This is a genomic window from Leucobacter sp. PH1c, from assembly GCF_000633415.1.
GTDB lineage: Bacteria > Actinomycetota > Actinomycetes > Actinomycetales > Microbacteriaceae > Leucobacter.
Genome location: NZ_AYMV01000039.1, coordinates 17,348 through 27,597, shown reverse-complemented (window position 1 = coordinate 27,597; position 10,250 = coordinate 17,348). Strand labels below are relative to the sequence as shown.

Annotated in this window: 8 protein-coding genes and 1 tRNA gene; 1 reads left to right on the top strand and 8 read right to left on the bottom strand. The window is 72.0% G+C overall.

The window, feature by feature from the left end; translation table 11 throughout:
• The 5 genes from U874_RS0112400 to U874_RS0112380 all read right to left on the bottom strand — a co-directional run.
• On the bottom strand, positions 1–255 hold a 255-nt coding region (locus tag U874_RS0112400), incomplete at its 3' end, for a SipW-dependent-type signal peptide-containing protein (RefSeq protein WP_029988388.1).
• A 96-nt stretch (positions 256–351) separates the two neighbouring features.
• Positions 352–1,254: a hypothetical protein gene (locus U874_RS0112395; RefSeq protein ID WP_025134856.1), complete on the bottom strand. Its 903-nt coding sequence runs from the start codon at positions 1,252–1,254 to the stop codon at positions 352–354.
• Positions 1,251–1,943: a hypothetical protein gene (locus U874_RS0112390; RefSeq protein WP_157834258.1), complete on the bottom strand. Its 693-nt coding sequence runs from the start codon at positions 1,941–1,943 to the stop codon at positions 1,251–1,253. The genes U874_RS0112395 and U874_RS0112390 overlap by 4 nt, the downstream gene beginning before the upstream one ends.
• Positions 1,940–4,789: a right-handed parallel beta-helix repeat-containing protein gene (locus tag U874_RS0112385; RefSeq protein WP_025134854.1), complete on the bottom strand. Its 2,850-nt coding sequence runs from the start codon at positions 4,787–4,789 to the stop codon at positions 1,940–1,942. The genes U874_RS0112390 and U874_RS0112385 overlap by 4 nt, the downstream gene beginning before the upstream one ends.
• Before the next feature lie 520 nt (positions 4,790–5,309).
• Positions 5,310–5,397, bottom strand: a tRNA-Ser gene (locus tag U874_RS0112380).
• A 371-nt stretch (positions 5,398–5,768) separates the two neighbouring features.
• On the opposite strand from U874_RS0112380, the gene U874_RS0112375 reads away from it, so the two are divergent.
• Positions 5,769–6,374 carry a CHAP domain-containing protein gene (locus tag U874_RS0112375; protein ID WP_232755922.1) on the top strand — a complete coding sequence of 202 codons (606 nt, stop codon included), beginning with the start codon at positions 5,769–5,771 and terminating at the stop codon, positions 6,372–6,374.
• 3 nt (positions 6,375–6,377) lie between these two features.
• Here U874_RS0112375 and U874_RS0112370 read toward each other — a convergent pair whose 3' ends face one another.
• From U874_RS0112370 to U874_RS0112360, 3 genes are all read right to left on the bottom strand, one after another.
• Positions 6,378–7,628, bottom strand: a complete 1,251-nt coding sequence (locus U874_RS0112370) for a glycosyltransferase (protein WP_025134852.1) — start codon at positions 7,626–7,628, stop codon at positions 6,378–6,380.
• Positions 7,629–7,630: 2 nt separating this feature from the next.
• Positions 7,631–8,818: a glycosyltransferase gene (locus tag U874_RS0112365; protein ID WP_025134851.1), complete on the bottom strand. Its 1,188-nt coding sequence runs from the start codon at positions 8,816–8,818 to the stop codon at positions 7,631–7,633.
• A 142-nt stretch (positions 8,819–8,960) separates the two neighbouring features.
• Positions 8,961–10,220 (bottom strand): MFS transporter, encoded by a 1,260-nt coding sequence (locus U874_RS0112360; RefSeq protein WP_025134850.1) that lies wholly within the window; start codon positions 10,218–10,220, stop codon positions 8,961–8,963.
• Positions 10,221–10,250: the final 30 nt, after the last annotated feature.

Here is a 10,250-nt window from a genome sequence, read left to right as displayed (position 1 = left end):
GCTCGCGCCGACGGTCTCGGTCGCGTCCTTCCGGTCGTTCGAGACATCCCAGAACGAGGTGTCCTCGAGCTGCTCGATGTTCAGATCGCCGGCGGTGATGCTGCCGCCGGAGAACGTGTCCGATGCGGACCAGAGCGCGAAGGTCGAGCCGCCCGCGAGGAGCGCCGCGGCGCCCGCGGCGACCCACATCAGACCGCGCCGGCGCTTCTTCTGCTCGGTCACGACGATGATCTGGTCGTTGTTCGTGTTCGTCATGCTGTTTCTCCTTGGGGATGAGCGCTGGGGGAAGGGGGGACCGTGGCGGCGCTCGACGTCAGGGCCAGGTTGGGGGGGAAGGGGGAAAACTGTGGGTCAGTCGCGGGGCGCGACGTCGGGGTTCAGGTTCGTGACCACGGGGTCGAGGGTGATCACGATCCCCGGCTCACCGGAGGGGTCCGGGTAGACATCGGCGTGCCACTCGCTCGTCGCGCGGGCCGAGGTGGTGTCCTCGGCCGTCGCCTCGACCGTCGCGCGGTTGCGGTACACGCCGAGCTGCTCGAGAGCCGGCGGGTACCCGACCTGAGCGTGCCAGCGGGCGGTCGCACCGTTGCCGCTCCCGTCCTCAGCGATGCCGGTGACGTGGACGTCGTTCACGTACGCGCCGTCGGCCACGTCGTTCCAGTCGATCGCGGCGCACCACTCCTGGCTCGTCTCCGTGCCCGTGAGCGCGGCACCCGCGGCCTGGAGCTCCACATCGACCGCGTCGACCACGTGCACGTTGCGGGGCGCCTCGCCGGGCTCGGGAGCCGGAACCTCGGGAATCGCGGAGCAGTCGCCGCCGGCGCCCGCCCGGTACACGATGAGCGTGGAGCGCTCGAGCACCGTCCCCGGCTGCGCGATCCCCGCGCTCAGGTCGTAGGAGCCGTCCGCGCCCACCTGCTCCGTCACGGCGACGGTGTAGTCGAGCCCGGTGATCCCGAGCGCGCTGCCGCTCGCGGTGAAGCGCCAGATGACCGGATCCGCGTCGATGCTCGTCTGTTCGAGCACCTCGAGCACGGTGCTGCCGGGCAGCGTGACCGACACCGCGCCGCCGTCGGGCGAGAACACCCGCTCGGGAACCGTCTCGGAGGCTGCGCCGAAGCGCACCGCACCGATCGCGACGCTCGGGGTGTCCGCGTCCGCGCCCGCGCTCCACAGCGCGCTCGCGGCGAGGGCGCCGCCAAGCAGGACCGTGATGAGCGCGCCAGTGGCGAGGCTCCGCATCCGCGCGCTCATGAGGCGGCCCTCGCGGAGGTGAATCCGTCGCCCGAGCGCACCTGGTCGAGGGTCACGTCGACGCCGCTGATGGTCCACTCGTCAAGGTCGAGCACGGGGTCGATCGCAGTCCAGCGGTAGTCGCCGAGCACCCGGACCGTCACGACGACGGTCCACGCGGCGGTCTCACCGGCGTTGCTGCTCACGAGGCCGGGCACCTCGACGGGCGTGCCGAGCTCGGCCTCCCCGCTCGCGGGCGCGACCTGCGCACCCGCGCCGTCCTCGACGCGGTAGCTCGCCGCGACGGTGCCGTTCGCGATGTCCTCGGCCGCGCCGGCGCCCGTCTCGACCGACAGCACGGCGTTGAGGTTCTCACCGCGCAGCGTCGTGGTGATGGGCACGAGCATCTCGATCACGTCACCCGGCATCGAGTGGAAGCCGTCGGTTCCGCCGGCGAGCGTGCCGCCCGCTGGGATGGTCACGCCGGGCGTCACCTGACGCCAGGTGCCTGCGCCGTAGGCCACGTCGAGCTCGCCCGCCGTGACCGAGCCGCCGCTGGCGCCATGCTCGGCGTTCCAGAGCGCGGTCGCTGCGGCCGCGGCTCCGAGGACGCCGAGCGCCGCGGCGCTCGCCCCGGCGATGAGCCGGGTGCGCACGCTCCGGGGGCGACGCTCCCCGCGAGGGCGGCGCGTCTCGGCAGGGGCGTTCATCGGGCGTCACCGACCGTCGTGTCGACCGCGGTGAGCGAGCTGCACGCCGCGAGGCGGGTGCTCTCGCCGACGGGGAGCGTGGCGACGGTTCCGATGACCCCGTCCTCGCCGAGGCGGGTGTCGGTGTCCGTCACGGTCACGTCCCTGAGCACGGTGGCCCAGTCGTCCGCGGAGATGTTGGAGACCTCGTAGACGAAGCACACGGCCTGGCCGTCGGTGAGCCGGGTGCCCGCGAGGGCCTCGGTTCCGGTCGCGAGGATCTGCTCCGGGGAGGAGGTATCAGTCGCGCCGACGAATGCGCGCTTCGTGATGCGCACCGAGGGGTCGGTGGCGAAGAGCTTCACGAGGAGCGTGTTGATCACGAGACCGTCGTAGTTGGTGTCGTCCGAGCTCACCGTGTGGCTCACGCTCACGGGCGTGTTCGCCGCCACGTCGCCGGCTCCCGCGGTCACGCGGATCTTGTCGGAGCCGGTGCCACCGGCCGCGATGGTGGCGGTGGCGCTCGACAGTGCGACGTCGTGCTCGGTCGCCGCAGCATCGGGCGTCGCGGTGAACGTGAGGTCCTTCGTGGGCGCCGGGGCGCCCGCGGCGATCGCGAAGCCGTACTGCTTGCCGTCGGGCTCCCCCGTCACGAGGGTGAACGAGCCCGGCTTCACCGAGATCGGGTTCCGGAAGGTGATGTTCGGGTCGGTGCTCGCGGCTGCGGCGCGGTTCGTGAGCCCGCCGGTGCTGCGCACCCGCTCCGCCGCGATCCCTGCGGTCACCTGGGCCGAGTCGTCGACCCGCGCGATGACCTGGAACTCGCGGTTCGCGGTGCCCTCGACCGGGGTCGCGGAGACGCTACGCGGGTTCAGCCGGGCGGCGTCGATCGTCTCGGGGACGGCCGTCGCGGTCACGTCGACCACGGCTTCGGTGACCGAGGCGGGATCGAGCGGCAGCGAGGACTTCACCGTGTAGTGCAGATCGCGCGCGAGCGTCGGATCATTCTGATCGTTCTGCTGGTCGATCGTGAGCTCCGGGCGGCAGCTGCCGCTGAAGCCGACCGTCCGCGAGTACTGCGAGGACTGACGGGTGTCGCTGCCGATCGTCTGCATGCGGATGTAGCCGCCCGCCACGCCCGTTTCGGCGTCGACGATGGTCGCGGTGTCGGTGTTGCCGACCACGGTGGAGGGGAACTCCTGGACGCCGACGGGCAGGTCGAGGAGCAGCTTGGCCGAGTCGCCCGTGACCCCCGAGACGCGGCCGAGGTAGATCTCCGCGGTGCGATCCTGCGTCCAGTAGAGGTCGAGGTCCACGCGCGCCTCCGGGTACGGGCCGGCCTGCGGCGCCGACACGTCGAGGGTCGCGATGCACACGGGGATGTCCTCGCCGAGCGGCGATTCCACCTGGAGCGATCCGGCGGGAGCGTCGGCCGTGAGCACGGTCGCGTTCGCGCTGGGGAACCACGTGGCCACGCGGTTGTTCGCGTTGACCTGGTTGTCGAGCAGGGTGCTCGTGCCGTCGCGGGTCTCCTCGGCGACGGCCGGGCGGGCCTGGCTCGCGCTCCGCGCGCCGAAGGTGTTCCGCTCGACGCTCACGTCGCCCGTGTTCTGCAGGTAGATCGAGGTCGCGGTGTAGCCCGTGAAGTAGTTGCCGGCGATCGTGAGGTTGCCCGCGCTCCCGGCGGTCGTGTTGCCGTTCCACGCCACGGCGTAGCCCTGGCCGCTCGATGCGCGCACGAACTGGTTGCCCGTGATCTGGTTCACGCCGCCCATGCCGCCGTAGGGCAGGGCGATGAAGGCCTGGTACCAGGCCGTGCCGAGGCCCTGCACGTTGATGAACTCGTTGTCCGTGATGTTCACGTTGCTGGCCTGCACGCTGTAGCCCGCGGCCGCGCCGGTCGTGAAGGGGAACGCCACCTGGTTGGTGAGGTTCGACACGAAGGAGTTCGTGAAGGTGAAGCCGTCGAGCTTGACGTTCTGGTTACGCGGGGAGAACTGGAGGAGGCTCGTGCGGCAGCCGGAGCCGTCGCTGGCGGTGCAGTACCCACCGGAGGTGTAGGTGACCTGCACGTTGTCGATCACAATGTTCTCGACCGGGGTCGCGTTCTGCGCGTTGACGTAGAAGAGGCCCGTCGCGGTGCCCGCGTCGTAGAAGCCCTGCACGCGGTAGTTCTGGATCGTGATGTTCTTCGCGCCCTCGCGGAACACGACGAAGCGCTCGGGCCCGTAGTGCGCCTGGGTCACGGAGGAGCCACCGTCGATCACGACGCCGTTCGCCTTCGGCCCCATGACGAAGGAGCTCTCGGCGGAGAGGGCCTGAGTCATGTTGCGGAACGTGATGTCCGGGCCGTTGACGTGGAAGAGCGCCACGCCGATGTCGCGCGAGGCCTCCATGGTCACCTGGTTGCGCAGGTCGATCGTCACGGGGGCGGTCACGGCGAAGTGCGCGCCTGCGTCCTGGCTCGACACGGCGCTCGTCACCATGTTGGAGATGCCCGTGGCCGCGGGGTCGATGTTGCCCGTGAAGCCGTCGGCCACGGTGATGAGGATCGAGCCCTTCGGCGCGTTGAGCGCGTTCGACTCCTCGAGCGCGGCGCGCATCGTGCAGGTGCCCGCCGCGGTCTTGCAGACTCCGTCGCCCGGGTTCGCGTCGCGCGCGGCCGTGGTCACTTCGAGCGAATCGATGACGAAGGTGTAGTCGGCCGCCATCGCGCCGGCGGCCGGTATGAAGGGGGCGAGCGCCAGCGCGAAGGCCGCGGAGAGGGCGACGAGCGCACGCCCACGGGGGCGGCCGCCGTGCGCACGTGCGGTCGCCGAAGCGGCGTGGCGGCGGCGTGCTCCCGCTCGAGTCGTTCGTTCGCGCATGAGTCGCGGTGGTCCTTTCGGTGCAGCATCAGTGTTCGTGACACCACGATCATCCGCCGCCCGAACGAGGCGCGCGAGACCCCTGTGGGTATCCAGATGGATCATGAGTAGTCATCACGCAAAATTGCGGGAAACTGCACGGATTCTTCGCGGCAGCGGGCCTAGGTACTCACGCGCAACTGAGTAGGTATGCGCACGGAGTGGCTCAGCGCCTCACCCAGTGGGACCAGGGAAAACCCCGTTGGCGGGGCACTGGCGGGGCACTGGCACTGAGCGGGTACCCAGGTGTCCCGCGCACGGAACCGGGGACCGGAGTGCACCGAACCGGGGGGAGAACGCGCGGAACCGGGGGCGGCGCGGCCGGGGGCGGCGCGGCCAGGGGCGGCGACCGCGCCGCGGCAGCCGGGGGCACCGGCCGGGGAACGCCAGCCGGGGCGCCAGCCGGGGCGCCAGCCGGGCCCCACGCACTCCCCTCCCCGGAAACGCAGAACGCCCCTGCCGAAGCAGGGGCGTTCTCGTGTGGCGGAGGATGGGGGATTTGAACCCCCGAGGGCGTGAACCCAACACGCGTTCCAGGCGTGCGCCATAGGCCGCTAGGCGAATCCTCCTCACTGGCCGCAAAGCCAGCGCGCACCAGTCTAGCGTGTTCTGCGCCGCACGCCGAACCGGGCCCCCTCCCCCCGGCGCGGCGGGGCCGCCCCGCGAGCGCGGAAAAGCACGCGGCGGGGCTTCGCGCATCCCTCAGAAGAGGGAGTCGCGCAGGATTTTCCTGCGAGTTTCTTGACCGGCCCAGATCGGCTCCAGCACTGGGATCCCGGGGCGAAGCGCGGTGCGGATGCCCCGCTCTTTCGCCCGGAAAAGTTGAACATAACGGAACGGTAACGCATACTGGGTGAGGCGCTCGGGCCAGAGACCCGGCGCTTTTTGTTGGACAACCCCCGGAGTGTAACGCGTGAAAGTTTCTGCCAAGGCCTTCATTGTGAGCCTGGTCGCTTCCGTGACGTTCGCACTCGGAGCCGCCCCCGCGGTGGCCGCACCCCCGGTCGAGGACTTCTCTCCCGCAGCGGTGCTCCCCGCGACGACCGTGTCGCAGTCGCTCGACACGACGGGCGGACGCCTGGCCGGGGAGAGCATCGACTCGGTGCTCCACATCGAAGAGGTCGCGCAGATCCCCCACGGCTTCGACGTCGCCGCGACGATCGCCCTCGCCGAGAGCGAGATCGGCACGAGCCGTCCCACCGGCTGGAGCCAGCCGGGCGAGTGCATCATGTCGGCGCAGCGCTGGATCAAGGCCGGCGGCGGCGCGTGGACCGGCGGCGGCGATCCCGTCGCGAACTACGCTGGCGCGACCCGCATGACGCTCCAGACCGCGGCACCCGGTGACATCATCCAGTACGAGTACGCGTCCTCCCCCACCTCCTGGGTGACCGGCGTCCACACCGTGCTCATCACCGAGGTGAACACCGACGGCACCTTCACCATCGTCCAGTCGAACAGCCCCGGCGGTTCGGGCCTCGTCACCGAGGAGAAGAACTGGACCCCCAAGCCCCCGGCAGGCTTCGAGTCCGCCGTCTGGCGCTTCTAAGCGCTAGCACCGCTCGGCGAGCGCGGCAGCGTACGCCTCGAGCATCACGCGGCTCTGCGCCGACTGCAGGAAGCGCTCCCCGTCCGCCTCGGCGACGCGCAGACCGGCGCTGTTCGCGCCGCCACTCGGACCCCCGCCACTCGGATCCCCGGCCCGCAGATCCGCCACCGCCTCGCGCAGCGTCTGCGCGAGCGCGCTCACGGTGCCGGCGGGCACGCGCCACTCGGGCCGCACCGCCACGTCGTCCGCGATGTTCGGGTCGCAGAACACCGTCGGCGTGCCGAGCGCTGCCGCCTCGAACGGGGTGAGGCCCTGCGTCTCGAAGCCCATCGAGGTCTGCACGAGGGCGTCGGCGTCCCGCATCGCGGCGAGCGCCTCCGCGTAGGGCACGGGCCCGGGGATACTCACCCGGTCGCCCAGACCGTGCTGGGCGATCCGCTCGCGCACGCGCGGGAGCAAGAGCCCCGCGCCGTGCAGCGCCACGTCGGCGTCGATGCCGGATTCGGCGATCGCGTCGATGAACTCGAGGATCCGCTTCTCCTGGCTCATCCGGCCGAGCCACACGAGGCGAGGGCGACTGCGCGGCGACCGCGGAACCGCGCGGGCTGCGGCGATCGCCGCGTCGTCGACCCCGCCGGGCGTCACCCGCACCTCGGCGGCGACGGCGTGGGTGCGCAGCGCCTCCGCGAAGTGGGAGGAGGGCGCGGTGACCACCGCGGCCTCCGCGGCGAGCTCGGCGAGGAAGCGCCAGGCCCCGCGCGAGGCGCGGGAGACCGGGCCGCGGGGCGCACCGAGCGCGAAACGGCGCCACACGCGCAGCGCCTGGAACACGACGGGCGCGAACGGCGTCACGGCGCGCGTGCCCGCGTCGACGTGGTTGTGCATCGTGTGCACGATCGGCACGCGCAGCCCCCGGGCGGCGCGGATCCCGATCATGGCGCCCCAGAAATCGCCCTGCACGTGCACGAGATCGACGGGCGGCAGCGCGGCGAGCCTCGCGGCGAGCGCGCGGTCAGTGCGCGCGCCCGGCCAGCTGATGCCGTACTCGCGGTCGCGGGTGATCGGGCGCGAAGGCAGGTCGAGGTACGCCTCCCGGTCGGCCGCGGCCACCGTGTACCCGGGCCGGTGCAGCTCGGGGGCGACAATGGTCACCCGGTGGCCGAGCCGTTCGAGCGCCTGCCGCTGCAGCCGGATCGCCACCTGCACCCCGCCGAGCGAGTCCGGGTGCTGGTCCGTGACGACGAGCACGTGCATGATCAGCTCGCGGGGGTCTCGCCGCGGTACAGCGCCTCGAAGGTGTCGAGCGTGCGATCGATGTCGTGCACCTGCACGGCCTCGAGCGACGCCTCCTGCATCTTCCGGAAGTCGGCGTGCGGCAGGCGCAGGATCTGCTCGACGCGCTCCGCGAGCTCACGGTCGTAGCCGGGCTGGAAGAGGAAGCCGTTCTCGCCCTCGTGCACGAGGTGCGGCAGCGCCATCGCGTCGGCCGCGACGATCGGCAGGCCCGAGGCCATCGCCTCCATCGTGGCGATCGACTGCAGCTCAGCGATCGAGGCGATCACGAAGACGCTCGCCTCGGTGAGGTGCCCGCGCAGCTGCTCGTCGGTCACGCGGCCCGTGAAGTGCACACGGTCGCGGATGCCGAGATCGCCGGCGAGCTTCTCGAGGTTCTTGCGCTGGTCACCATCGCCCACGATCGTGAGGCTCACCGCGAGCTCGGGATCGATGCGCGGGATCGCGCGCAGGATCACGTCGATCTCCTTCTCGAGCGTTACGCGGCCGACGAAGACGAGCTTGTGCTCGGTGCGGGGGGTGAGATCCGCCGTGTAGTCGGAGGCGCGCAGGCCGCAGCTCACGGGGAGCACGCCGCGGCGGTGCGTGTTGCGCTCCAGGAAGTCGGCGGCGCGCCGCGTGGGCGTCGTCACCTCGGCCGCGTGGCGCAGCACCTTGTCGGCATCGCGCCAGCCCCAGCGCACGAACAGGCGCTTCGCGCGCTCGGGGAGCAGCGTGAAGTCGAGCACGTTCTCCGGCATCACGTGGTTGGTCGCGACGATCCGGATCCCGCGCTTCGCGCCCTCCTTCGCGAGCGCCCGCCCGATCACGATGTGGGACTGGATGTGGATCACGTCGGGGCGGAGCCGGTCGAGCAGCTTCCGCGCGTAGCCGCGAGCCCGCCACGGGAGCACGAAGCGCAGCCAGTCGTGCGGGTACCAGCGCCAGCTGGCCCAGCGGTGCACGGTCATCTGCTCGCCCTCGATCGTCTCGACGAAGCTGCCCGCGTTGCGGTGTCCCACGGAGGGGGCCACCACGTGCACCTCGTCGCCCCGGCGGACGAGGCCGGCGGCGAGCCGCTCGGCGAACCGGGCGGCGCCGTTCACATCGGGGAGGAACGTGTCGCAGCCGATCAGGATACGAAGCGGGGCCGGACGCTCAGTGGTGCTCACGGTGTGCGGGAGTCCTTCGGTCGGGGAGAAGATGTGCGCCGGTGGGCGAACACGGTCAAGTCTAGGCATGCGGCCGGGCGAACGCGCCGCGCTGCGCCGGTCCGGCGCATCTCCGGTACCCGGGGGTGAGTCGAGTCGGTACTCAGGTGCCACTCGCGCCGGGCCGGGCGCGGGGGATGTAGCGGGGCACCCAGCGCGCGAAGCCCGCGGCGCCGAGCACGGCGAGCACGCCCGCGGCTCCCGCGGCCACGGGCAGCGAGGTCGCCGCCAGCGCCGAGATCGCGAGCGGCGCCGTCGCGCCGCCGAAGTCGACGAGGGTGCGCCACGCGGCGAGGAAGTGCGCGGGATCCGGCTGGGGCGCCAGGTCGGCGCCGAGCGTCAGCACGATCCCGCTCGACAGCCCGTTGCCGAGTCCGATCACGACGGCGCAGGCGATGAGCCAGCCCGCAGCGTTCGGGAGATCGTGCGTACCCGCGAGCACGAGGAACGCGATCGCCATGCCGATCGTCGCGGGGAGCGCGGCCCAGAGCCGCCCGAAGCGGTCCATCACCTGCCCGCTCACGTAGAAGAGCGCGAAGTCGATCGTGCCGCAGACGCCCATCACGAGCGCGACGGCGGAGGCATCGAGACCGATCGAGACCCCCCAGAGCGGCAGGAACACGTCTTTCACGGTGCGCAGGCCCGAGAGGATCGCCGCGGAACCGCCGACGCGCAGAAGCGGCGCGTGGTGGGCCCGCACCGCGCCGATGAGGCCCGTCGGCGCGTCCGGGGCGGCGACACCGCCGGACGGGCCGCCAGGAGCGGCGCCGGGAACGCCCGCCGGGATCAGCCGCTCGGGATCCGGCGCGATGGCCACGAGCGCGGCCGTGAGCCCGAGGCACACGACGAAGGCCCAGACGGGGGCGCTCGACGAGCCCGTGAGCGCGAGCAGCCCCGCCGCGAGGAAGGGGCCGGCGAAGCGGCCGAGCCGGTGCGAGCCGCCGATCAGGGAGAGCGCGCGGGCGCGGAAGGCCGCGGGCACCCGCGTGGTCATGAACGAGTGCCGCGCGAGCCCGAACGTCGCCCCCGCGAAGCCGATCGCGAAGACGGCGGCGCCGAGGAGCCCGGGCGTCGGCGCGAGCGCGACGCCGACCGTGCCGAGCAGCGCGCCGGCGGCGGCCACGAGCATCGCGATCCGCTCGCCCGCGCGGGCGACCACCCAGCCAGCGGGGAGGTTGCCCGCGAGCTGGCCGACGACGAGCGCGGAGGCGATGATCCCCGAGGTGGCGAGATCGGCGCCGAGCCCCACGGCGAGCACGGGGATGAGCGGCATCAGCGCGCTCTGCCCGAGCGTGAAGAGAATGGTCGGCCCGTAGATGCTCGGGGCGAGCCGGATGAGCGGGGAGCGCGCGGAAGAGGTCATGACGGATCCAGCGTATGCCGATCCCCCGCG

Coding starts and splice junctions, on each gene's coding strand:
- U874_RS0112395 (WP_025134856.1), bottom strand. CDS start 1,254: ATGAGCGCGCGGATGCGGAGCCTCGCCACTGGCGCGCTCATCACGGTC.
- U874_RS0112390 (WP_157834258.1), bottom strand. CDS start 1,943: ATGAACGCCCCTGCCGAGACGCGCCGCCCTCGCGGGGAGCGTCGCCCC.
- U874_RS0112385 (WP_025134854.1), bottom strand. CDS start 4,789: ATGCGCGAACGAACGACTCGAGCGGGAGCACGCCGCCGCCACGCCGCT.
- U874_RS0112370 (WP_025134852.1), bottom strand. CDS start 7,628: ATGCACGTGCTCGTCGTCACGGACCAGCACCCGGACTCGCTCGGCGGG.
- U874_RS0112360 (WP_025134850.1), bottom strand. CDS start 10,220: ATGACCTCTTCCGCGCGCTCCCCGCTCATCCGGCTCGCCCCGAGCATC.